Origin of the sequence: Rhizobium sp. BT-226 (assembly GCF_025847085.2) — a bacterium.
GTDB classification, from domain to species: Bacteria; Pseudomonadota; Alphaproteobacteria; order Rhizobiales; family Rhizobiaceae; genus Rhizobium; species Rhizobium sophorae.
In genome coordinates this window covers 1,800,362-1,823,554 of the sequence record NZ_JAOYTI010000002.1, presented here as the reverse complement: position 1 = coordinate 1,823,554, position 23,193 = coordinate 1,800,362, and the positions used below count along the sequence as shown (strand labels likewise).

Here is a 23,193-nt window from a genome sequence, read left to right as displayed (position 1 = left end):
CCGATGGAACGCCGGCTTGAACGGCATCTGCCGAATCTCATATTCGGCTATTCACACGAGGCTTATAGTGGCGAAAGCGGAACTTGGAACCAAGCGTACCGATCCGGAAACCGGCAAGAAGTTTTATGATCTGAACCGGGATCCGATCGTCTCTCCTTATACCGGCAAGTCCTACCCTCTGTCCTTCTTCGAAGAAACCTCGGCGATCGCCGAAGTTGCCGAGGAAGACGAGGTCGCGGAAGTCGATACTGAAAACACCGAAGTCGAACTGGTTTCGCTCGAGGATGCCGATGACGCCGCCTCTGGCGACGACATCCCCGATATCGGCGACGACGATGTTGAAATCGAAGGCGACGACGACGACGATACCTTCCTTACACCCGACGAAGACGATGACGACGACGACATGAGCGATATCATCGGCGTGACCGGCGACGAAGACGAAGTCTGAGACTGCATTTCGGCCCGGCGAGGAAAAAATTCTCCGGGCCGCATTTTTTTAGGCTTGCTATCTCCGGAATCCGGAAGTAATAAGCCGCCACTCCGAAGGGCACGCGCCTTGAGGAACATCCCAGGACCGGCCAGACCGGACCACCTTGATGGGGCTATAGCTCAGCTGGGAGAGCGCTTGCATGGCATGCAAGAGGTCAGCGGTTCGATCCCGCTTAGCTCCACCACGCTTTGCCCTTACGGGCTTCGCGTGGCGCAACCGCGAGAAACCGTTAGGCCGAAGCAGTGCCCGGCATAGCCTGGAGGGCGACGACGGGCTGAAGCGCTGATGTGGTACGTCTATATTCTCTGCAGCGCCGATTTTCCCGATCAGGAATACACCGGTTCTACCGCAGATCTGAAACAACGCTTTGCTGCTCACAATGCCGGAAAATCCGCCCACACTGCCAAATTCGCACCATGGAATTTGCTCTGGTACTGCGCCTTTCCCGACAAGCTCAAAGCCCTTGAATTCGAAACCTATCTGAAATCGCATTCCGGCAGCGCTTTTGCCAGCAAGAGATTGGTCCAGCCGAATCTGGATCCCGGTCGCCCGATCAATGGGAAGACCGATTCTGATTCTGGCTAAGCTCTACCATTCCACCTCTACTCCGGCAGATCGCGCCGCAGCCCGCCGGCGCCTCGCGCTCTTCACAGCTCGGCGATAACAGCCGTCAGTCGCGTTACCACCAGCAGCACCAACAGCAGGACGGGAAAGGCGATTGCCCAGGAGACCACCCATGCGGAGGGCCACGTGGCGCGTACAGGGGTGGTCAGGCCCTCATGCTGCCGGTCGCCGAGACGACGCAGGTCATGAGTATTGAAAGGGTAAGCGCTGCTCCCTTGTTTCCAACATTCGTTCCACTCTGTGCCGTCAAACGAAAGCTGAAAGGAAGGTACGACTCGTAGATACCGTGATTAAACATACTCCAATCCTAGTGACTCGACTCCGACGCGAAAGGGGTGCATGCTAGTTGCATTTTCTGGGGGTGTCTGTGATTAAGTTGTATTTTGTGTTCCTTTGTTCGCTTGTACTTGGGCTTCCATGTGCGCCACGCGCAGAAGATTCCGTCCTGTGGAAAGAAGTAAATGGATGGAGTGTACTCGCCGATCCTAGTCTCGGTAATGCCTGTTACATTGCTACGAGTTACCAGGAAGGCACGATGCTCCGACTGGGGTTTGATTTTTCTGGAAACCAGAAGAGCATTTACTTCGCCCTTGGAAATGCTCGTTGGAAATCATTGGAGGCGGGAAAGGAATACCCTATCAAGATTCAGTTTGACCACAGTCCAGTCTGGGATGCGACAGCAACCGCACGCGACCTTGGCACCTCCATGCTCCTTGTGGCGACAACAACGGATACCAACTTCGTACAGGAATTCGCAAAGAAGCTCACAGTCAGAGCTGAATTCAATGGTCGCCAGATTGCGAAGCTTCGGTTAGACCGGTCGGCAAAAGCGATAACCGAAATGTTGGATTGCCAGCATGCAGTCAACGCAGTGACAGCTAAATCCGCTCCATCACCATCGCAATCAGACCCTTTTGAACAGGCCCCTAAGAACCAAGTTAAGTCTTCCGACGATCCGTTTGATCTATAACGAAAGCGTCGTTTCCGATTGGTTCCGATCTCAAAACATCAACTGTGACGGTGTTATCAGTCCTTCGCGAAGCATAGGTCCAGCCCCGTCCCTAAATCGCCTTTGCTGATTCCTCAACGAAAGGAATTATCCTTGTTGTCGCAATCTCAGTGATTCGGCTTCAGGACCTTCAGCCAATGACCAGAGCAAGACGCCGCCGCATTATCCGAACCCGACGAACCCTGACCGGGCTCACCCTTGTCGGCTCGATCTCGTTTCTGGCCGGCATGACCGATGCCACCGGTCTTCTGCTGACCGGCGACTTTGTCTCCTTCATGACGGGGAACACGACGCGGGCGGCACTGGCCTTGAGCGAGGGCAATCTTTATCACGCCGCGGTCCTGATCTCCGCCATCGTCGTTTTCGTGCTTGGCAATGCGGCAGGCATCGTCATTTCCCATGTCTCGCAACGCCGCATTTTCGTGGTGCTTGGCTGCGTCGGGCTGGTTCTGGCGCTCGCCTCGATGATGACGGTGCAGAACATGCTGTTCGTGCGGTTCTATATGATCGTTTTTTCCATGGGGATGGTGAACGCCGCCGTCGAGCATATCGAAGGCCTGCCGATCGGCCTGACCTATGTGACCGGCGCCCTGTCGCGCTTCGGCCGCGGCATCGGTCGCTGGATCATCGGCGATCGTCATGTCGAATGGACGATCCAGATCGTGCCCTGGGGCGGCATGGTGCTCGGCGCGATCGTCGGCGCCGTGCTGACGCGGCTGACGGGCGCGCATGCATTGTGGCTGGTCTCCCTCTTCGCCATGGTGCTTGCGCTTGCCGCGATGCTTATCCCGCGGCCGCTTCAGCGGCGCTTTAACCAGAAGATTGCGCCGCATCGATCCGCCGTTGCGCGGATGAAATAGAACCGTCGCATTCCTGTTACCGTCGAATCGGATAGGAAGGACCGCCGCCAATCCTCGAGGAGTAGGTCTTGTTCGTCATTTCGAAGCTTGTCTGGATTTTCGCTCAGCCGCTGTCGCTGGCATTCTTCCTCGTCTTCTTGGCCCTCATTGCCGGCCTTCTGCGCTGGCGGATCTTAAGCATCCTCGGCGCGACTGGTTCGGCCCTCATCCTCTTCGTCACGCTCTACACCACGGTCGGCAACCTGCTGATGCAGGGCCTGGAGCAGCGCTTCGCAAAGCCGGCTGCCGATCCCGATAGCCTGCAGTGCATGATCGTGCTCGGCGGCGCCTTCGAAAACGAGGTGAACACGGTCCGCCACGGCATAGAATTCAACGCCGCGGCCGACCGCTTCGTCGAAGCCCTGCGGCTCGCGCAAAAATTTCCGCAGTCGCGCATTCTGGTATCGGGCGGCGACGGCTCCATCTCGGGTATCTATGAAGGCGATGCGGCGACATCCGAGCGTTTCTTCCCGCTCTTCGGCGTTGGCAGGGATCGCCTGATCGAGGAGAGACAATCGCGCACGACCTTCGAAAACGCCGTCAACACCAAGGAATTCCTGGCAAGCCAGGGCCTTTCCAATTGCCTGCTGATCACCTCGGGTTTTCATATGCCGCGATCCGTCGGCATCTTCCGCAAGCTCGGCATCGATATCGTGCCCTGGCCGACCGATTATCGTACCGACGGTGAGGTGCGGCCACGGCTCGATTTCACCCAGCCGAACCTCAATGCGCAGAACTTGGCAACCGCGATCCGCGAATGGTACGGCCTGGTCGGCTACTATCTCGCCGGCCGCACGTCGGAACTCTATCCAGGCTGAGAGCTATTTCTTCGAGATGGTGACGAATTTCGTGCCGCGGACACGCGCCGTCACGATGCAGGGATCACCTTCGGTGCGGTCGCAGAAGCGCGGATGCATCTTCATCGCCAGCACCATGTTGCCAAAGCGCTGGACGAAATCGTAGCCATAGATCTGCGCCGTCGCGATCATGAAATAACCGCCCTCGGCGACCTGCAGATAGAAATTATAGGTGCAGCCGTCGTCATTGCATTGCGGCCCCTTCTGCCCGTCGCAGGTCAGCTGGCCCTCGTTGACCACCGCGTCGATCAGGCCGTCATTGTTGATGTCCTGCCGGGTGACGAAGCCGTCGGCAAACTCGGCCGTCTTGCACTGCTCCTGGAAATGTTTCTTCTCGTAGATCTCAGGGTCGGAGATCAGCGATTGCTGACCGAAGGCGGCAGCCGGCATGGCAAGCAGCAGGACGATATTCAGAACGGCGAGCACCAGCGTTTTCACGGCTTTCCTCTTTCGGATAAAGGTCCCCAATGCATGTCGCCCAAAGTGTGCAGCGGTTTTGGGACAACGACATGCAGCAAACAAAGACTTCACCTTTATGGCCGCGCCGCCTTGCGCCGCCCTTGCCGCCGTGGTTCTTTCCGGAAATTGTTCGCCGGTTCCGGGGGCCGCATGTCCTTGCTCGTCTATCTCGATTATGCCGGCATTGCGCTGTTTGCCGCGACAGGCGCGCTCGCCGCCTCGCGCAAGCAACTGGACCTGATCGGTTTTTTGTTTTTCGCCATGGTGACGGGAACGGGCGGCGGCACCGTGCGCGATATCGTGCTCGGCCGCGTGCCGGTCTTCTGGGTGCTGAACCCCGCCTATATCCTCGTCTGCTGCATCGTGGGCGTCATTGTCTTCTTCACCGCCCACCTGCTGGAATCGCGCTATCGCCTGCTGATATGGCTGGATGCGATCGGCCTTGCCGCCTATTGCGTGATCGGCGCCGCCAAGGGCCTCGCCGCCACCGGTTCGCCCACGATTGCAATCGTCACCGGCACGCTGACGGCGACCTTCGGCGGCATCCTGCGCGATCTGATGGCAAACGAGCCTTCGGTGCTGTTGCGGCCGGAAATTTACGTGACCGCAGCCCTTATCGGCGCCGGTGTGTTCACGGCCGCCAATGCGCTCGGAATGCAGCTCTATCTGGCGTCTGCCTGCGGCGTCGCGGCGGCCTTTGCGGTGCGCGGTGGAGCCCTGTGGTTCGGCTGGACCTTCCCGACCTACAGGCACAAGCCCGGCCGACATCCCGACGATCTCATGTGAGGCCTATAATTTAGAAGTGTCGTCAGGCCTGCTTCGCCCGCAGGCGGATCACCACGTCGACATGGGCGATCTCCATGCCCTCAGGCGGTTCCGGCAGATTGGCGATCGTCAGGTTGCTGACGGGAATGTCGAGCACCTCGTTCTCGCCTTCGACGAAGAAATGGTGATGATCGGAAACATTGGTGTCGAAATAGGTCTTGGCGCTCTCGACGGCGAGAACGCGGATGAGACCGGCTTCCGTGAATTGGTGCAGCGTGTTGTAGACGGTTGCCAAGGACACCGGCACGCCGGCGGCAACCGCCTCTTCATGCAGTTCCTCGACGGTCAAATGCCGGTCGCCCTTGGCAAACAGGAGATCGCCGAGCGCGACGCGCTGGCGGGTGGGGCGCAGGCCTGCACCGCGCAGCCTTACCTCTATTGCGATCGGGAATGCACCCGTCATCAAAACCAACTCCGGTTATTCTGGCATAAAGCAATCATGTTTCTTTAAGCGGTATAACTTTTGCATCGGAGCCTTTCAATAGTTCAATGGGGACGGGAGCCCGATAAACGCGGCAAAAACGGGCTTTTGACGCAAATAGGTCTGGTCCCAGCCCTAGCCTTCCTGTATGCGACCACCAAATAATGGCGCAAGCCTGGTCCGGGGCGATGAATGAAGCTGCCTTGCTTGTGCTTCATTTTCTGAAGAACTTGGACTACACGTTCACATCCATCGGCTTGACGCGGGGGGAAAAAGAAACTTTATGACGACCAGACAGTCCAGCTTCTCGTATGAAGAACTTATCGCTTGCGCACATGGCGAGCTGTTCGGCCCCGGCAATGCGCAGTTGCCCCTGCCGCCCATGCTGATGGTTCATCGCATCACGGACATTTCCGAAACGGGCGGCACCTTCGATAAGGGCTACCTCAGAGCGGAATACGACGTACGCCCGGACGACTGGTATTTCCCGTGCCATTTCGAAGGCAATCCGATCATGCCGGGCTGCCTCGGTCTCGACGGCATGTGGCAGCTGACCGGTTTCTTTCTGGGTTGGCTCGGCGAAGAAGGCCGCGGCATGGCGCTTTCGACCGGCGAAGTGAAATTCAAGGGCATGGTCCGGCCACAGACGAAGCTGATCGAATATGGCATCGACTTCAAGCGTGTCATGCGCGGCCGTCTGGTCCTCGGCACTGCCGACGGCTGGTTAAAGGCGGACGGCGAGACCATATATCAGGCGGCCGATCTTCGCGTCGGTCTATCGAAAGACAAGACGGCCTGAAACCGCATTTCGAGCGGCTGACGAAAACAACAAAGGTTTGATCAGATGAGACGGGTAGTTGTCACAGGTCTGGGTGTCGTGTCCTCGATCGGAAACGACGCGGCCGAAGTCACCGAATCCTTGCGGCAGGCAAAGTCGGGTATCTCCTTTTCGAGCGATTTCGCCGAACATGGGTTCAAGTGCCAGGTCTGGGGCAGTCCGAAGCTCGGTTCGGCGGAGCTTGCCGAACTGGTCGACCGTCGCGCCATGCGTTTCCTGTCGCAGGGCGGCGCCTGGAACCATGTCGCCATGAAACAGGCGATCGCCGATTCCGGCCTGGAAGAGAAAGACTACGCTCAGAACGAGCGTACTGGCATCATCATGGGCTCTGGCGGTCCGTCCACTCGCACCCTGATCGAGGCCGCCGAAATCACCGTCAAGAACAACAGCCCGAAGCGCATCGGCCCCTTTGCCGTGCCGAAGGCGATGTCCTCGACTGCATCGGCCACGCTCGCCACCTGGTTCAAGATCCATGGCGTCAATTATTCGATCTCGTCGGCATGCTCGACGTCGGCGCATTGTATCGGCAATGCCACCGAAATGATCCAGTGGGGCAAGCAGGACGTGATGTTCGCCGGCGGCCACGAAGATCTCGACTGGACGATGTCCAACCTCTTCGACGCCATGGGCGCCATGTCCTCCAAGTACAACGACACGCCGGACAGCGCCTCGCGCGCCTATGACGTCAACCGCGACGGATTCGTCATCGCCGGCGGCGCCGGTGTGCTGGTGCTCGAGGAGCTGGAGCGCGCCAAGGCCCGCGGTGCCAAGATCTATGCCGAAGTCGTCGGCTACGGCGCAACCTCCGATGGATACGACATGGTCGCCCCCTCGGGTGAAGGCGCTATCCGCTGCATGCGCCAGGCGCTCGCCACCGTCAAAGGTGATGTCGACTACGTCAATACCCACGGAACCTCGACGCCGGTCGGCGACAGCAAGGAAATCGGCGCCATCCGCGAAGTATTCGGCTCAAAGATCCCGCATATCCAATCGACCAAGTCGCTGACCGGCCATTCGCTGGGCGCTGCAGGTGTGCAGGAATCGATCTATTCCCTACTGATGATGCAGCAAGGCTTCATCGGCGAAAGCGCCCATATCACCGAGCTCGATCCCGAATTCGAAGGCGTGCCGATCGTGCGCAAGCGTATCGACGACGCGAAGATCGACATTGCCCTCTCCAATTCCTTCGGCTTCGGCGGCACCAACGCCACGCTCGTCTTCCAGCGCTATAACGGATAATAACAATATGACGGGAATCATGCAGGGTAAGCGCGGGCTCGTCATGGGCGTCGCCAACAACCACTCGATCGCCTGGGGGATTTCAAAAGCTCTCGCCGCACAGGGTGCGGAACTCGCCTTCACCTATCAGGGCGATGCGCTCGGCAAGCGCGTCAAGCCGCTTGCTGCCGAGGTGAACTCGGATTTCGTCCTGCCCTGCGACGTCGAGGACATCGCCTCGATCGATGCCGTCGTCGACGCCATAAGCGAGCGCTGGGGCAAGCTCGATTTCATCGTCCATGCCATCGGCTTTTCCGACAAGAACGAGCTGAAGGGTCTCTACGCCGATACGACGCGGGAGAATTTCAGCCGCACCATGGTCATTTCCTGTTTCTCCTTCACCGAGATCGCCAAGCGCTGCGCTCCGTTGATGGAAGATGGTGGTGCGATGCTGACGCTGACCTATAATGGCTCGACGCGCGTCATCCCGAATTACAACGTCATGGGGGTTGCCAAGGCAGCGCTCGAGGCGTCGGTGCGTTATCTCGCCGCCGACTACGGCCCGCGCGGCATCCGCGTCAATGCCATTTCCGCCGGCCCGATCCGCACGCTTGCCGGCGCCGGCATCTCCGATGCGCGCGCGATCCTCTCCTGGAACCAGCGCAATGCGCCGCTACGCAAGACCGTGACCATTGATCAGGTCGGCAACTCGGCTCTCTACCTGCTTTCCGACCTTTCCGCCGGCGTCACCGGCGAAATCCACTTCGTCGACGCCGGCTTCAACGTCACCTCCATGCCGACGCTGGAAACGCTGCGCAAAGCGGACGTCGAGTAAACACTAGTCGATTGAAACTCAAAGGCTGTGCGCAGATGATGCGCACAGCCTTTTTCTATCGGCAAAAATGATCGTATCGCGGCCGCTTGAGCCTTATTTCTTCGCCCAGAGAACCTTGAACCGGGCGTTGCGGCAGGTTTCGCCGCTTTCCCTGAAATTCGCCGCCAGAACCGGCTCGTAAGGCAGGCCGCGATTGGCGACAAGCATCAGGCGGCCGCCGCCGCGAAGGGCGGATGCGGCAGTCTTGATCATTGCCTGGCCGAGCGCCGGCTCGGCCGCGTGCCCCTCATGGAAGGGCGGGTTCATGATGACGAGATCGTATTTATCCTTGACCGGCTCACCCGCCAGATCGTGCCAGAAGAAGCGCACAGGCGCGTTCGGGCAGTTTTGAGCCAGATTATCCCTGGCAGCCTCCAGAGCCGCGTGATCGGCCTCGTAGAGGTCGAGGCGCGTTAGTCCACGCGACTTCCGCGCCATCTCGACGGAGAGATAGCCCCATCCGGCCCCGAAATCTGCAACGTCGCCGGTGAAATCCTCAGGCAGGCGCGAGGCGAGCAGCTCCGATCCGGCATCGATGCGGTCATGCGAGAACATGCCTGGAGTCGCTTGGAAACGACCGTCGACGCGGACCGGCGCCTTTGCCAGCTTGGAGATAATCTCGTCGGCGTCCGCCGGCCGGCCAAACCAGAAGGCGACGCCATGATATTTCGGCATATGGTCGACGGCGAGACTGAAACCTTCCATTCGCTTGCGCAGTGGCTGGATGCCGTCTTCCTTGGCGCCGGCAACGACGATCAGGCCACCGAGCCGCGTTCGGGCGATAGCGGCAGCAAGATTGGCCTCGTTCTCACCTTTATGCTTGGTGCAGAGCACCAGAGCCGCATCATAGTCCTCGCCGTCGATCTCCGGCTTCGCGTCGATCCGCTGCGCCAGCAGCTGCCGGTAGAGCGGCCGGAAGCCTTGGACGGCGCTGAGCGAGGCGGCAAAGCCTTCCGGCAGCGCAAAGCCTGCCTCGGCGCCGAGGAAGAGCACGCGCTCGCCCTCGCCGGGCGCCGCGACTGTGCCGCTGGCAAAGGGATGGAACAGGGTCTTCAGCGTCTCGCTGCTCATGGTCTCGTCTCGTCTTCTCATATAAAAAAGGGCGCGGAAGCATTCCCGCGCCCGATATTAAATTTGGAAGGCGGCTTATTCGGCCGCTTCTTCCTTCTTCTTCTCGTTCGCAATTTCCTGGCCGGTGGCCTGGTCGACGACCTTCATCGACAGGCGAACCTTGCCGCGTTCGTCGAAGCCGAGCAGCTTGACCCAGACCTTGTCGCCTTCCTTGACGACGTCCTGCGTCTTGGCAACACGCTCGGAAGCAAGCTGCGAGATGTGGACGAGACCGTCACGGGCGCCGAAGAAGTTGACGAAGGCGCCGAAGTCGGCGGTCTTGACGACCGTGCCTTCGTAGACCTGGCCGATCTCAGGTTCGGCGACGATCGAGTGGATCCACTTGCGGGCCGCTTCGATCTCCTTGCCGGAGGAGGAGGCGATCTTGACGGTGCCGTCATCCTCGATGTTGATCTTCGCGCCGGTCTTTTCGACGATTTCGCGAATGACCTTGCCGCCGGAGCCGATGACTTCACGGATCTTGTCGACCGGGATGTTCATGACTTCGATGCGCGGAGCGAATTCGCCTAGCTGGCCGCGGCTTTCGGTGATGGCCTTGGACATTTCGCCGAGGATGTGGGCACGACCGCCCTGGGCCTGGCCAAGGGCGACCTTCATGATCTCTTCGGTGATACCGGCGATCTTGATGTCCATCTGCAGCGAGGTGATGCCGTCGGCGGTACCGGCGACCTTGAAGTCCATGTCGCCGAGGTGGTCTTCGTCACCGAGAATGTCGGAGAGGACAGCGAAGCGATCGCCTTCCAGGATCAGACCCATGGCGATACCGGCAACCGGCTTTGCCAGCGGAACGCCGGCGTCCATCAGAGCGAGCGAGGTGCCGCAGACGGTCGCCATCGAGGACGAGCCATTCGACTCGGTGATCTCGGAGACGACGCGCAGCGTGTAGGGGAACTGCTCAGGCGTCGGCAGCATCGGACGGATCGCGCGCCATGCGAGCTTGCCGTGGCCGATTTCGCGGCGACCTGGGGAGCCCATGCGGCCGGTCTCGCCAACCGAGTAGGGAGGGAAGTTGTAATGGAGCAGGAAGCGCTCCTTGTACATGCCCGTCAGGCTGTCGACATACTGCTCGTCTTCGCCGGTGCCAAGCGTGGCAACCACGATCGCCTGGGTTTCGCCGCGGGTGAAGAGCGCCGAACCATGGGTGCGCGGCAGAAGGCCGACTTCCGAAACGATCGGACGAACGGTTTCGAGGTCGCGGCCGTCGATGCGGCTCTTGGTGTCGAGGATGTTCCAGCGGACGATCTTTGCCTGCAGATGCTTGAAGATCGCGCCTACTTCCTCGGGCGTGTATCGGGCTTCGCCTTCCTCGGGAAGGAAGTGTGCCTTCACCTTCGCCTTGACGGCGTCGACGGCGGCGTAGCGGTCAGCCTTCTGGGTGATCTTGTAGGCTTCGCGAAGTTCGCCTTCGGCAAGGCCGAGCATCTCGGTTTCGAGAGCGGAGTAGTCTTCCGGCTGGAAGTCGCGCGGCTCCTTGGCGGCCACTTCGGCGAGCTTGATGATCGCGTCGAGAACCGGCTGGAAGCCCTTGTGCCCGAACATGACGGCGCCGAGCATGACGTCTTCGTTGAGTTCCTTGGCTTCGGATTCCACCATCAGCACGGCGTCGTAGGTGCCGGCGACGACGAGGTCGAGGCTCGATTCGTCCATCTCGTCGAGATGCGGGTTGAGAACGTATTCGCCGTTGATGTAGCCGACACGCGCACCACCGACCGGGCCCATGAAGGGAACGCCGGACAGCGTCAGTGCTGCCGAGGTGGCAACCATCGACAGCACGTCGGGATTGTTTTCAAGGTCGTGCTGGATGACGGTAACGACGACCTGCGTGTCGTTCTTGTAGCCTTCCGGGAAGAGCGGGCGGATCGGGCGGTCGATCAGGCGGGAAACGAGGGTCTCGTTCTCGCTCGGACGGCCTTCACGCTTGAAATAGCCGCCGGGGATCTTGCCGGCCGCGTAGGTCTTTTCCTGGTAGTTGACGGTGAGTGGGAAGAAGTCCTGGCCGGCCTTCGGCGCCTTGGCCGAGACGACGGTGGCGAGAACGACGGTTTCGCCGTAGGTGGCGAGAACCGCGCCGTCGGCCTGACGGGCGATCTTGCCGGTTTCGAGCTTCAGTGGGCGGCCGGCCCACTCGATTTCCACTGTGTGTGTATCAAACATGTCTTGTCCTTCAATGCGGGAGCACGCGCCATCGCCGATTGTCAGGCGCAGCGCACAGTCGACCGCAATCAATGTGACGTATCACGGGCAAGACAACGGGAGGCTTTTCATCCTCAGTTTCCTCGGGCGAGAAACCGGGCCAAAGCTCATTGACAAGCCCTGGCCGAAAGCATCCGGCAATCCTGCCCCATGACAGGTCAACGGTTGGTTTGGCAGATACGGCCCATCCGGGTCTGCCGGTCGTTCCACCGCTAAAAGATAGGGCGCGGCTGGAACATTTCATCGGGAGCCTTGTCCCGAAACAGATCCGGCGGGCGCTCGGAAAGCGCCCGCCGGACAATCTTAGCGGCGGATACCCAGGCTGGTGATCAGCTTGGAATAGCGGCCTTCATCCTTCTTCTTGAGATAATCAAGAAGCGAGCGGCGGCTCGAAACCATCGTCAGCAGGCCACGGCGGGAATGGTTATCCTTCTTGTGGTCCTTGAAGTGTTCGGTCAGGTTGTTGATGCGTTCGGTCAGGATCGCGACCTGGACTTCCGGAGAACCGGTATCGCCTTCAACGGTCGCATATTCCTTGATCAGCGCAGACTTGCGCTCAGCAGTGATCGACATCGGGTGATCCTTTCTAAGAGGAGGAGATTAAAGTCGCCAAAAGCCGGGATGTCGTCCAGCTTTGGCCGTGAATGCAAACAGGCGTACCCGATGCTGGCGCTGCCTATAAACCAAATATGGATCGATGGAAAGAGGGGTCGTCCTTGGCGGCTTCAACGGCCCGCCATGGCGCCCCGGATCATCCCGTCATAGGCTGCAGGATCCTGCAGCATGGCGAAATGGCTCACATCTTTCAGGATGACGAGTTTGGCGCCCGGAATCTGTTTTGCCATCATTTCCGTATGGTCGAGCTTTACGGCTTCATCATGATCGCCGATGGCAAGTGTGACCGGCACCGAGATCTTGCCAAGATCGGCGGCCGTCCAGGTCGGCTGGGTTGCCCACATTTCGGAGATCTGCTTGACGAAGGCGTCGTATTCGTTCGGCGTCGGCGAAAGCTTCCGGTACTGCTCGCCGGCGACGTTGATGTAGTCGTTGAAGTTCTTATTGTCCATGACGTCAGCCTTGACGCCGTCCGTTGTGACGTTGGCCGCCTGGGCAATGACGCGCGTCAATTTTTCCGGGTGTTTCATCGCCATGTCGATGCCGATGATGCCGCCGTCCGACCATCCGACAAGCGTCACCTTGTCGATCTTCAGATAGTCGAGAAGTGCCACATAATCCGATGTCATCAGGTCGTAGCCGAAGGGCTGCTGGCTGCGCGTCGAACGTCCATGGCCGCGGCTGTCGGCAACGATGACCAGGTGGTCCTTGGCAAAATCGGCGACCTGGTGACCCCAGACCTCGGCATTTCCAAGTCCGCCGTGAATGAACAGGATGGGGTCGCCTTCGCCGTATTCGGCGTAATACATCCTGATGTCGTTCACTTTGGCCATGCCGCTCGTCTTTGCCGCCGGCATCGAAGGAAAGGCCGGGAGCTCGGCCCAGCGCTCGGCGGATCGAGCGCCGGCGACGGCGAGAAACATCGAAAAGAACGTCAGGATTCCGATAGCAGTTCCGCGCATGATCATTCCCTCTGTCTGGCCCCCATGGCCCCTCGGGCCGCTATGGCCCGACAGGGAAGATATCGCATCGCTACCGGCTGACAATCGCTGTCGTTGTCAGAAAGCAAGATAGGCTCAGGCGAAAACCCGCTTCGGGCGAAACTCGCCCTGACCGATCTCGCCGATCGCGATCAGCTTGCCGCGGGCCGTCGCATAGGCTTCGCTTTCGGCAACCGGCGCATCGCGGCCACGCACCAGGATCGGGTTGCCCATCTTCAGCCGGTGCGCCTGGTCGTCGTTGATGACGAGATGGGGCAGGGAGGATAGCGCTTCGCAGGTGTCGATCAGCAGCGCGTCGAGGGCCGCCAGGCGCTCGTCCATATCCTCGACCGCTTCCAGTGCCACGAGATCCGCGAGCGGCACCATGGCCTCTTCCGCAAAAGGCGCGACGAAGGTGCGCCGCAGCCCGGACACATGGCCGTAGCAGCCGAGCTCGCGGCCGAAATCGCGCGCCAGCGCCCTGACATAGGTACCCTTGCCGCATTCCACTTCGAAATGCGCGCTGTCGGCGTCCGGGCAGGCGAGCAAGGTCAGCCGGAAGATATCGACCTCACGCGAGGGGATTTCGACGGTTTCGCCTTCGCGCGCCAGATCATAGGCGCGTTCACCGGATATCTTGATAGCGGAAAACTGTGGCGGCACCTGGCTGATGGTGCCGATATATCCAGGCAGGATATCGCGAATCTGCTGTTCGCTCGGGCGTTTGTCCGAACTCTTGGTCACCTCGCCCTCGAGATCGTCGGTCGCACGCTCCTCGCCCCAGCTCACCGTGAATTCATAGATCTTGCGGCCGTCCATCACGTAGGGAACGGTCTTCGTCGCGTCGCCGAGCGCGATCGGCAGCATGCCGGAGGCGAGCGGATCGAGCGTACCGGCATGACCGGCCTTCTCAGCCTTATAGAGCCACTTGATCTTGGAAACGGCTTCCGTCGAGCCGAAATCCACCGGTTTGTCGAGGATCAGCCAGCCGGAAATCGGCCGGCCCTTGGGTTTGCGTGGTTTGGACATGCGTCTCTTCTGTTTATTGTTCGTCATTGTCGCCGTCGAGGTCGCGGCTCACCTCGGGCGAACGCAGCAGCTCGTCGATCTTCTTGTAGTTGTCGAAGCTCGTATCGTCGCGGAAGCGCACCTCCGGCATGTATTTCATCTGCCGGAGCTGCGGCCCGAGCCGGCCGCGGATGAACCTCGCATGGCGGTTCAACGCCTCGATGACGATACTGTGGTCGGAAACGCCGAGCGGCGTCACATAGGCGGTGGCGATCTTGAGGTCCGGCGACATGCGCACTTCCGAGATCGAGATCACGGTCGCCTCGATGACGTCGTCACGCACTTCGCCGCGCTGCAGCACCTGGGTGATAGCGGCGCGAACCTGTTCGCCAATGCGCAGCATGCGCTGTGAAGGCGCGGAAGAAGTTGCTCTGGTCATTGTTATCTCTGTTTGCCGATGCGGCTGGGAATCGAACCCGTCAAAGGAGAGCGTCCATGACTCTTTTGGTCGAAAAGGTCAAGTCGGCAGATGCCCGAAAGCCATCCGCCGGCTGGCGGATGGCTTTCGGAAAAGTTCAGGCGCAGCAGTTTAGAGCGTGCGCGTGATATGCTCGACGCGGAAGCACTCGATGACGTCGCCGGCGCGCATGTCCTCGTAGTTTTCGAAGGCCATGCCGCATTCCTGACCCATCGGCACTTCGGACACTTCGTCCTTGAAGCGCTTGAGCGTCTTGAGCTTGCCTTCGTGAACGACGACGTCGTTGCGGATGAGGCGGACGCCGGCACCACGTTCGACCTTGCCTTCGACGACACGGCAACCTGCGACCTTGCCGACCTTGGTGATGTTGAACACCTCGAGGATCTCGGCATTGCCGATGAAGGTTTCGCGCCGCTCCGGAGACAAGAGGCCCGACATCGCTGCCTTCACGTCATCCACGAGATCGTAGATGATGTTGTAGTAGCGGATCTCGATGCCTTCGCGCTCGGCGAACTGGCGTGCCTGCGTATTCGCACGAACGTTGAAGCCGATGATGGCCGCGTTCGAGGCTTCGGCGAGCGAGATATCCGACTCGGTGATGCCGCCGGCGCCCGAATGGACGATGCGGGCACGAACTTCGTCGGTGCCGAGCTTCTCCAGCGCGCCGGCAATTGCTTCGATCGAGCCCTGCACGTCGCCCTTGATGACCAGCGGGAACTCCTTGATGCCGACGCTCTGGCGCTGCATCATCATCTGTTCCAGCGAACCGCGCTGTCCCGACTGACGGGCAGCCGCCTTGTCGCGGGCCAGACGCTGGCGATATTCCGAGATTTCGCGGGCGCGGCTTTCGCTTTCGACGACGGCGAACTTGTCGCCCGCCTGCGGCGTGCCGGACAGACCGAGAACCTCGACCGGCGTTGCCGGACCAGCTTCCTTCACATGGTCGCCCTTGTCGGTGACGAGAGCGCGCACGCGGCCCCAGACGTCGCCGGCGACGATGATCTGACCCGGACGCAGCGTACCCTTCTGGACGAGCACGGTCGCGACCGAGCCACGGCCACGATCGAGCTGGGCTTCGATGACAGTGCCTTCCGCGGTCCGGTTCGCATTGGCCTTGAGATCGAGAATTTCCGCCTGCAGCAGGATCGCCTCGAGCAGCTTGTCGAGGTTCTTGCCGGTCTTGGCCGAAACTTCGACGTCAAGCACTTCGCCGCCCATGGATTCCACGAAGACTTCGTGCTGCAGCAGCTGGTTGCGGACCTTCTGCGGATCAGCCTCGTGCTTGTCGACCTTGTTGATCGCCACGATGATCGGAACACCGGCCGCCTTGGCGTGGTTGATCGATTCGATCGTCTGCGGCATCACGCTGTCGTCGGCTGCGACGACCAGGATCGCGATATCGGTCGCCTGCGCACCGCGGGCACGCATTGCCGTGAAGGCGGCGTGGCCGGGCGTATCGATGAAGGTGATCTTCTGACCGTTCTGCTCCACCTGATAGGCGCCGATATGCTGGGTGATGCCACCGGCTTCGCCGGAGACCACGTTGGCATGGCGGATGGCGTCGAGCAGCGAGGTCTTGCCGTGGTCGACATGGCCCATGATGGTAACGACGGGTGGGCGCGAAACCAGTTCGCCATCGTCGTCGGACACGTTGAAGATGCCGAGTTCGACGTCGGATTCCGACACGCGCCTGACCGTATGGCCGAATTCGCCGGCGATGAGTTCGGCAAGGTCGGCGTCGATGACGTCGCCCGGCTTCATCATCTGGCCTTCCTTCATCAGGTACTTGATGACGTCGACGGCGCGTTCGGACATGCGCTGCGACAGTTCCTGAATGGTGATGGTCTCGGGCAGAACCACCTCGCGGGAGATCTTCTCGCGGGTTTCCTGCATCTGACCGCGGCGGAACTTCTCCTGACGGCGACGCATTGCCGAGAGCGAACGACCGCGGGCATTGTCCTCGCCGTCGACGTTGGCAGTGGTGATCGTCAACTTGCCGCGGCGGCGCTCTTCATCCGTCTTCGGACGAGTCGTGACCGGCTTTGCGGGTTCCGGGCGAACAACGCGGCCACGGACCGGACCGCCGCGCGCTGCGCCACGATCGTCGTCTTCCTTTTCCTCGCGACGGCCGCGAACGGCGCCGGGGACGGCAGCGCCGGGTGCCGGACGGGCAGCAGGTGCTCCAGCCGCATCGGGCCGGCGTGCGGCCGGTGCCGACGATGCGGGCTGCGGCGGCCGTGGCGCGTCGGAGCGTGCCTCGGCCGGAGCCTGTTCTGCGACTGCGGGTTCGGCAACAGCAGGTGCTTCAGCCTGCCGGATAGCTTCTTCAGCGGCCCTGCGGGCAGCTTCTTCTGCTTCGGCGGCCTGGCGGATCACCTCTTCGGCGGCACGGCGCTTTTCTTCCTCGGCGCGGCGGATCGCATCCTGGGCGTCACGCGCCTGGGAGTCGGCAAGCGCGCGGCGGCGGGCGTCCATCTCTTCCGGCGACAGATGGTTCAGCACCACCGGGCGCGGACGATCGTTCTGGCGCGGCGGCTGGTGAGACTGCTGCGGCGGACGTTGGTTCGTCTGGTTGTTGTTGCCCTGCTGGACCCGCGGAGCCGGCGTCGGCTGCTGCGGACGCGCCTGCACGGGTGCGGGCGCCGGTTCGGCTGCGCGGACGGGGGCCGTCGGAGCGACGGGCGTGATCGGCTTTTCATCTTCCGGGCGCATCGGGCGCCGCTTACGGGTCTCGACGACGACCGCCTTGGTGCGACCTCGACCCATATCCTGGCGAACGGTGCCCTGGCTCATCCCCGATGGTTTCAGGGTGAGTGTCTTTTTGCCCGCTACGCTGATTGTCTTGTCGTCGTTACTATCGGTCATTCGTTCCCGTTCCTTCGGACAGGGAGCGATGACTAGATCAGACCCTGTCGTTCAATACTGTCGATCAATGAGGATGGGACCGGCCGATGCCGGTGACCGCCTCATTGTTTTTGCCGGCCAGCGCCGCCCGCTGCCCGGGACTGACCGCCAATACGGTACTGTTCGAGCATCTTTGCGCGCTTCACTACACCTTCACCCGCCTGCCCTGCAAGCACTGCGGCATGGATAAAAGCATTCTGGCCCATCAGGCCTTCCATTTCGCTCTCCGAGAAGAGACGGAAGGAAGGTATCTCCTCCTCGGTCTCCATTCCGAGGTGCCAGGCCTTGCGGGCCTGGTCGATTTTCCGGACGCCGTCGTCCGCTGCGCCAGTCGCGTGGAACACCGCAAGGGCTGCTCCGCTTCTGACCGCGGCATCCACTTTCGCGGACCCGCTGACGAACTGGCCGGCTTTCCGCGCCATGTTCATCATCTGCATCAATTGCGCCGCGAGCAGCCGATCGACGCTCGCGCCGAGATCGTCCGCCGCCTTCACATCCATTTTCAACGCGCGGGCGAAGAGCTTCTTCGCCACCGCCCTGTCGACCAGCGACCGGTCGATCTTCACCCAGCATCCGCGTCCCGGAAGCTCGCGCTTCAGGTCGGCGACAACTGTTCCATCGGGAGCGGCGACGAAGCGGATCAGCTCTTCCGGCGATCCGCTTTCGCGCGTCACGATGCACATACGTCCGTTCACGTCATAACCTGCAAGATCGTCGTCCTCGAGAGGAGCGTCCGGTTCATGCGCGGTCATCATGCTTCTTGTTCGGCTTCGGTGACCTCTTCTTCGGTCCCCTTCGCCAGGTCCTCTTGGGTGATCCAGCCAGCCGAAAGGCGGGCCTGGACGATCATCTGTTCGGCCTCGACGCGCGAGACGTCGAACTTCGAGAACAGACCCTCGAACTTCTTCGTTTCGCCGTTCTTGCGCTCCGTCCAACCGACGAGATCGTCGGCAGCGCAGCCGGCAAAGTCCTCGATCGTCTTGATACCGTCTTCGCCGAGCGCCACCATCATCTGGGCGGTCATGCCGTTGATTTCACGCAGTTCGTCCTCAACACCGAGCGCCTTGCGCTTCTCGTCCATCTCGGCTTCGAGACGCTCGAGGAATTCGCGGGCGCGTTGCTGGATTTCCTGCGCCGTCTCCTCGTCGAAACCGTCGATCGAAGAGATTTCGTCGAGATCGACATAAGCCAGTTCTTCAACCGCGGCAAAACCTTCCGAAGCCAGAACCTGGCCGACCATCTCGTCGACATCGAGCGAATCCATGAACAGGTTGGTGCGCTCGTTGAATTCCTTCTGGCGGCGTTCCGATTCCTCGGCCTCCGTCATGATGTCGATATCCCAGCCGGTCAGCTGCGAGGCGAGGCGGACGTTCTGGCCGCGGCGGCCGATCGCAAGCGACAGCTGCTCGTCTGGAACGACGACTTCGATACGCTCGGCATCCTCGTCGAGAACGACCTTGGCGACCTCAGCCGGCTGCAGGGCGTTGACGACGAAGGTCGCCGGGTCTTGGCTCCACGGAATGATGTCGATCTTTTCGCCCTGGAGCTCGCCGACGACAGCCTGAACGCGTGAGCCGCGCATACCGACGCAGGCGCCGACCGGATCGATCGAGCTGTCGTTCGAGATCACCGCGATCTTGGCGCGCGAACCCGGGTCGCGGGCGACCGACTTCACCTGGATGATGCCGTCGTAGATCTCCGGCACTTCCATGGTGAAGAGCTTCACCATGAACTGCGGATGCGTGCGCGACAGGAAGATCTGCGGGCCGCGCTGCTCGCGGCGGACATCATAGACGTAGGCACGGACGCGATCGCCATAGCGGACGTTTTCGCGCGGGATCATTTCGTCGCGGCGGATGATGCCTTCGCCACGGCCGAGATCGACGATGACGTTGCCGTATTCGACGCGCTTGACGGTGCCGTTGACGATTTCGCCGGTGCGATCCTTGAATTCGTCGAACTGGCGGTCGCGCTCGGCTTCACGCACTTTCTGGACGATCACCTGCTTGGCCGACTGTGCGGCGATGCGGCCGAAATCCATCGGCGGCAGCGGATCGGCGATGAAATCGCCGAGTGCGGCATCCGGGTTGCGGTCGCGGGCCAGCTCCAGCGGGATCTGGGTCGAATAATCCTCGGCCTTCTCGACGACTTCGAGCAGGCGCTGCAGGCGGATTTCGCCGGTCTTCGGATTGATGTCGGCCCGGATGTTCGACTCGGTGCCGTAACGGGAGCGTGCCGCCTTCTGGATGGCATCGGCCATTGCGGCCAGCACGATCTCGCGGTCGATGACTTTTTCGCGCGCCACTGCATCTGCGATCTGCAGAAGTTCGAGCCGGTTCGCACTGACTGCCATTGTCTTGTTTCTCCGTCTTTACTCGCCGGGTTCCCGTCCCTGGAGCGGTCTGTTGATCGGTTATTCTTCGTCGTCCGCTTCGTTCTGGTTGGCGGCCTGGGCTTTCGCCAGCTTGTCGGCGCGCAACGCGTCGCGGATCAGGTCGTCGGTCAGAATGAGCTTCGCATCGCTAAGCGCCGTGAAGGGAATGGTGACCTTCTGCTCTTCCCCATAGGCGATCTGGTCACGCTCAAGCGTGAAACCATCTGTGCCTGCTTCGACGATCTTGCCGCGGAAGCGCTTGCGATTGTCGATCAAGATCGACGTCTCGCATTTCACAAGGTGGCCCTGCCAGCGGACGAAATCGGATTTCCGCACCATCGGACGGTCGATGCCGGGCGAAGACACTTCCAGATGATACTCTTTATCGACCGGATCTTCCACATCGAGGACGGGAGAAATCGCCATCGAGACTTCTTCGCAATCCTGAACCGTCATCGTGCCGTCGTTGCGTTCGGCCATGACCTGCATCGTCGCGCCGTTCTGGTTCATCATGCGGACGCGGATAAGCCGGAAGCCCAGGTCGACGAGAACGGGTTCGATGATATCGGCAAGACGCTGGTCGAGTCCGGTTTCGGTAATCAGCCGCGGCTCACGTTCATTGTCTGCGTTTGTCAGATCCGACAAGCGGTGCGCTCCTCGCAATTTCATGCTTTTTCGGCGATCGCGCTAATAAAAAAGAGCGGGTCCTTGCGGCCCACTCTTCATCAAGCGATCAAGAATTTGAGAGGCATATAGTCGGGTTTTTCCGAAATTGCAAGGTCTGCGACCGATTCGGCCAATTCGCTTCCAGCGAGGTGAACAGCCTATGGCCAGCGCCGGTCTTGCGCATATATTGCCGTTGGCGCGCAATAACAAAAGCGGGAGAAATCGTGGCCTACACTTCGTCGACATTGGCGCCTTTGCGGCACGATACCTACCGCACAATCTGGTTCGCGAGCCTTTCTTCGAATTTCGGCGGCCTGATCCAGGCGGTGGGTGCTGCCTGGATGATGACGACGATCACCGCCTCGGAGGACATGGTGGCGCTGGTGCAGACCTCGACGGCGCTGCCGATCATGCTGTTTTCGCTGATATCGGGTGCGCTGGCCGACAATTATGACCGCCGCCGGGTCATGCTGACGGCGCAGTGCATGATGCTCACCGTCTCGGCACTGCTGACGGCCTCGGCCCTTCTCGGCTGGATCACACCCTGGCTGCTGCTCTTCTTCACCTTCCTGATCGGCTGCGGCACCGCGCTCAACAATCCCTCCTGGCAGGCCTCGGTCGGCGACATGGTGCCACGTGCCGATCTGCCGGCAGCGGTCACGCTGAACAGCATGGGTTTCAACATCACCCGCAGCGTCGGCCCGGCGATCGGCGGCGTCATCGTCGCCGCTGCCGGCGCGGCCGCGGCCTTCGCGGTGAATACGCTGAGTTATGTCGCCCTGATCTATGCCCTGCTGCGCTGGCGGCCAGCCGCCCCCGTCTCGACCCTGCCGCGGGAGGCGCTCGGCAGCGCCATCTTTGCCGGATTGCGCTATGTCTCGATGTCGCCCAATCTCGAAAAGGTCCTCGTCAGGGGGCTGCTCTTCGGCATCGGCGCCAGTTCGATCCTGGCGCTGCTGCCGGTCGTCGCCCTCGATCTCGTTGCCGGCGGCCCGCTGACCTATGGTTTTATGCTCGGCGCCTTCGGCATCGGCGCGATTGGCGGTGCGGTGCTGAATGCGAGGCTTCGCCAGGTGCTTTCCAGCGAGATGATCATCCGCCTCTCCTTTGCCGGCTTCGCATTGAGCGCGGTCATCGCAGCCGTGAGCCCGAGCGCCGTCTTGACCTCCGCCGGGCTGCTCGTTTCCGGCGCCTGCTGGGTCTCTGCACTATCGCTGTTCAACACCATCGTCCAGCTTTCGACGCCGCGCTGGGTGGTAGGCCGGGCGCTATCGCTTTATCAGACCGTCACCTTCGGCGGCATCGCCGGCGGCAGCTGGCTGTGGGGCGTAGCGGCCGATCGCTACGGCGTTGCCGATGCGCTGCTGATGTCATCCGTCGTCATGCTGCTCGGCATCGCCATCGGCCTGCGGTTTTCCATGCCGGCCTTCGCCTCGCTCAACCTCGATCCGCTGAATCGCTTCATCGAACCCGCCCTCAGTCTCGACATCACGCCGCGCAGCGGCCCGATCGTCATCCAAGTCGATTACGAGATTGCCGACGACGACCTTGCGGAATTCATGGCGCTGATGGGCGAGCGCCGCCGCATTCGCATCCGCGACGGCGCCCGCAATTGGGCGCTGATGCGCGATCTTGAAAATCCCGGGCTGTGGACGGAGACCTATCATACGCCGACCTGGGTCGAATATATAAGACACAACCAGCGGCGCACGCAGGCCGATGCCGAAAATATCGACAGGCTGCGCGCGCTCCATCGAGGCGAAGGCCCGCCTCATGTTCACCGCATGATCGAGCGCCAGGCCATTGCGCCAGGCGACGATGTCTTCCACAAAGTGCCGATCGATCTGCATCATTGAGAACAGTCAATGCATAATTTCAGGCTCGCCCGGCTATCCGATCTTGCCGCCATCGTCCGGCTTCTTGGCGATGACGATCTCGGCGGCGCCAGAGAAATCGTCTCCGATCCCGTCGATGCACGTTATCTCTCGGCCTTCGCCGCGATCGAGGCAGATGCCAACCAGCTATTGGCTGTCGCGACCGACGCGGCCGACCAGGTCGTCGGCTGTCTGCAACTGAGCTTTCTTCCCGGCCTCTCGAGGACGGGCATGTGGCGCGGCCAGATCGAAAGCGTGCGTGTGGCAAGGGATCTTCGCGGCTCGGGCCTCGGCGCGCAATTCATCGAATGGGCGATTGCTCAGTGCGCCGAGCGCGGCTGCGGCTTGGTGCAGCTGACATCGGACAAGGCGCGAGGAGATGCGATCCGCTTCTATGAGAGGCTCGGTTTCGTTGCCAGCCATGAAGGGCTGAAACGCACTCTCTAAAGCCGA

General features: G+C 61.0%; 24 protein-coding genes and 1 tRNA gene. 12 read left to right on the top strand and 13 right to left on the bottom strand.

What is annotated here, in order from left to right; translation table 11 throughout:
• Positions 1-67 precede the first annotated feature (67 nt).
• From OIU37_RS19290 to OIU37_RS19280, 3 genes are all read left to right on the top strand, one after another.
• Complete coding sequence (locus OIU37_RS19290; protein ID WP_011649932.1) at positions 68-451, top strand: TIGR02300 family protein; 384 nt, start codon at positions 68-70, stop codon at positions 449-451.
• A 150-nt stretch (positions 452-601) separates the two neighbouring features.
• Positions 602-677, top strand: a tRNA-Ala gene (locus OIU37_RS19285).
• Positions 678-778: 101 nt separating this feature from the next.
• The gene (locus OIU37_RS19280; protein ID WP_264258427.1) at positions 779-1,078 is read left to right on the top strand and encodes a GIY-YIG nuclease family protein; all 300 of its coding nucleotides are present in this window, start codon (positions 779-781) and stop codon (positions 1,076-1,078) included.
• 62 nt (positions 1,079-1,140) lie between these two features.
• Here OIU37_RS19280 and OIU37_RS19275 read toward each other — a convergent pair whose 3' ends face one another.
• Positions 1,141-1,227: a hypothetical protein gene (locus tag OIU37_RS19275; RefSeq protein WP_264258502.1), complete on the bottom strand. Its 87-nt coding sequence runs from the start codon at positions 1,225-1,227 to the stop codon at positions 1,141-1,143.
• A 425-nt stretch (positions 1,228-1,652) separates the two neighbouring features.
• On the opposite strand from OIU37_RS19275, the gene OIU37_RS19270 reads away from it, so the two are divergent.
• The 3 genes from OIU37_RS19270 to OIU37_RS19260 all read left to right on the top strand — a co-directional run bounded on the left by OIU37_RS19270 (position 1,653) and on the right by OIU37_RS19260 (position 3,843).
• Positions 1,653-2,087 carry a hypothetical protein gene (locus OIU37_RS19270; protein WP_264258425.1) on the top strand — a complete coding sequence of 145 codons (435 nt, stop codon included), beginning with the start codon at positions 1,653-1,655 and terminating at the stop codon, positions 2,085-2,087.
• 176 nt (positions 2,088-2,263) lie between these two features.
• Positions 2,264-2,986 carry a YoaK family protein gene (locus OIU37_RS19265; RefSeq protein ID WP_264258424.1) on the top strand — a complete coding sequence of 241 codons (723 nt, stop codon included), beginning with the start codon at positions 2,264-2,266 and terminating at the stop codon, positions 2,984-2,986.
• Between the two features lie 68 nt (positions 2,987-3,054).
• Entirely contained in the window at positions 3,055-3,843 is a 789-nt protein-coding gene (locus OIU37_RS19260; protein ID WP_264258423.1) for a YdcF family protein, read from the top strand.
• 3 nt (positions 3,844-3,846) lie between these two features.
• Here the strand turns inward: OIU37_RS19260 and OIU37_RS19255 are convergent, their stop codons facing one another.
• Positions 3,847-4,320: a hypothetical protein gene (locus tag OIU37_RS19255; RefSeq protein ID WP_168312067.1), complete on the bottom strand. Its 474-nt coding sequence runs from the start codon at positions 4,318-4,320 to the stop codon at positions 3,847-3,849.
• Between the two features lie 171 nt (positions 4,321-4,491).
• Here OIU37_RS19255 and OIU37_RS19250 point away from each other — a divergent pair, with 171 nt between their 5' ends.
• A complete protein-coding gene (locus OIU37_RS19250) occupies positions 4,492-5,127 on the top strand; it encodes a trimeric intracellular cation channel family protein (protein ID WP_264258422.1) in 636 nt (211 codons plus the stop codon).
• Between the two features lie 22 nt (positions 5,128-5,149).
• Here the strand turns inward: OIU37_RS19250 and irrA are convergent, their stop codons facing one another.
• Entirely contained in the window at positions 5,150-5,569 is a 420-nt protein-coding gene (irrA, locus tag OIU37_RS19245) for an iron response transcriptional regulator IrrA (protein ID WP_168312069.1), read from the bottom strand.
• Between the two features lie 301 nt (positions 5,570-5,870).
• Here irrA and fabA point away from each other — a divergent pair, with 301 nt between their 5' ends.
• Genes fabA through fabI form a run of 3 tightly spaced genes read left to right on the top strand, consistent with a single transcriptional unit; the run spans position 5,871 to position 8,478 of the window.
• On the top strand, positions 5,871-6,386 hold the full coding sequence (gene fabA, locus OIU37_RS19240; protein ID WP_017962726.1) for a 3-hydroxyacyl-[acyl-carrier-protein] dehydratase FabA: 516 nt from the start codon (positions 5,871-5,873) through the stop codon (positions 6,384-6,386).
• A gap of 45 nt (positions 6,387-6,431) precedes the next feature.
• Positions 6,432-7,664, top strand: coding sequence for a beta-ketoacyl-ACP synthase I (fabB, locus tag OIU37_RS19235; protein ID WP_168312070.1), 1,233 nt, complete (start codon positions 6,432-6,434; stop codon positions 7,662-7,664).
• 7 nt (positions 7,665-7,671) lie between these two features.
• Entirely contained in the window at positions 7,672-8,478 is an 807-nt protein-coding gene (fabI, locus tag OIU37_RS19230; protein ID WP_168312071.1) for an enoyl-ACP reductase FabI, read from the top strand.
• 93 nt (positions 8,479-8,571) lie between these two features.
• On the opposite strand, the gene OIU37_RS19225 is transcribed toward fabI, so the two are convergent.
• The 10 genes from OIU37_RS19225 to rimP all read right to left on the bottom strand — a co-directional run bounded on the left by OIU37_RS19225 (position 8,572) and on the right by rimP (position 20,845).
• A complete protein-coding gene (locus OIU37_RS19225) occupies positions 8,572-9,588 on the bottom strand; it encodes a class I SAM-dependent methyltransferase (RefSeq protein ID WP_264258420.1) in 1,017 nt (338 codons plus the stop codon).
• A 75-nt stretch (positions 9,589-9,663) separates the two neighbouring features.
• Positions 9,664-11,802 carry a polyribonucleotide nucleotidyltransferase gene (pnp, locus tag OIU37_RS19220; RefSeq protein ID WP_264258419.1) on the bottom strand — a complete coding sequence of 713 codons (2,139 nt, stop codon included), beginning with the start codon at positions 11,800-11,802 and terminating at the stop codon, positions 9,664-9,666.
• Between the two features lie 342 nt (positions 11,803-12,144).
• Positions 12,145-12,414: a 30S ribosomal protein S15 gene (rpsO, locus tag OIU37_RS19215; protein ID WP_003544317.1), complete on the bottom strand. Its 270-nt coding sequence runs from the start codon at positions 12,412-12,414 to the stop codon at positions 12,145-12,147.
• Positions 12,415-12,566: 152 nt separating this feature from the next.
• A complete protein-coding gene (locus OIU37_RS19210; RefSeq protein WP_264258416.1) occupies positions 12,567-13,418 on the bottom strand; it encodes an alpha/beta fold hydrolase in 852 nt (283 codons plus the stop codon).
• A 114-nt stretch (positions 13,419-13,532) separates the two neighbouring features.
• Positions 13,533-14,465: a tRNA pseudouridine(55) synthase TruB gene (gene truB, locus OIU37_RS19205; protein WP_180694182.1), complete on the bottom strand. Its 933-nt coding sequence runs from the start codon at positions 14,463-14,465 to the stop codon at positions 13,533-13,535.
• A 13-nt stretch (positions 14,466-14,478) separates the two neighbouring features.
• Positions 14,479-14,883 carry a 30S ribosome-binding factor RbfA gene (rbfA, locus tag OIU37_RS19200; protein WP_129422267.1) on the bottom strand — a complete coding sequence of 135 codons (405 nt, stop codon included), beginning with the start codon at positions 14,881-14,883 and terminating at the stop codon, positions 14,479-14,481.
• A gap of 150 nt (positions 14,884-15,033) precedes the next feature.
• Positions 15,034-17,787 (bottom strand): translation initiation factor IF-2, encoded by a 2,754-nt coding sequence (infB, locus tag OIU37_RS19195; RefSeq protein WP_264258415.1) that lies wholly within the window; start codon positions 17,785-17,787, stop codon positions 15,034-15,036.
• Between the two features lie 101 nt (positions 17,788-17,888).
• Positions 17,889-18,581 carry an RNA-binding protein gene (locus OIU37_RS19190; RefSeq protein ID WP_171376589.1) on the bottom strand — a complete coding sequence of 231 codons (693 nt, stop codon included), beginning with the start codon at positions 18,579-18,581 and terminating at the stop codon, positions 17,889-17,891.
• Positions 18,578-20,179, bottom strand: a complete 1,602-nt coding sequence (gene nusA, locus OIU37_RS19185; protein ID WP_171602071.1) for a transcription termination factor NusA — start codon at positions 20,177-20,179, stop codon at positions 18,578-18,580. Before nusA ends, OIU37_RS19190 begins: the two co-directional genes overlap by 4 nt.
• Before the next feature lie 60 nt (positions 20,180-20,239).
• Positions 20,240-20,845, bottom strand: a complete 606-nt coding sequence (gene rimP, locus OIU37_RS19180) for a ribosome maturation factor RimP (protein ID WP_003544329.1) — start codon at positions 20,843-20,845, stop codon at positions 20,240-20,242.
• Positions 20,846-21,042: 197 nt separating this feature from the next.
• Between rimP and OIU37_RS19175 the strand changes: the two genes are divergently transcribed.
• On the top strand, positions 21,043-22,722 hold the full coding sequence (locus OIU37_RS19175) for an MFS transporter (protein WP_171602070.1): 1,680 nt from the start codon (positions 21,043-21,045) through the stop codon (positions 22,720-22,722).
• 9 nt (positions 22,723-22,731) lie between these two features.
• Complete coding sequence (locus OIU37_RS19170) at positions 22,732-23,187, top strand: GNAT family N-acetyltransferase (RefSeq protein ID WP_171602069.1); 456 nt, start codon at positions 22,732-22,734, stop codon at positions 23,185-23,187.
• The last annotated feature ends 6 nt before the right edge of the window (positions 23,188-23,193 follow it).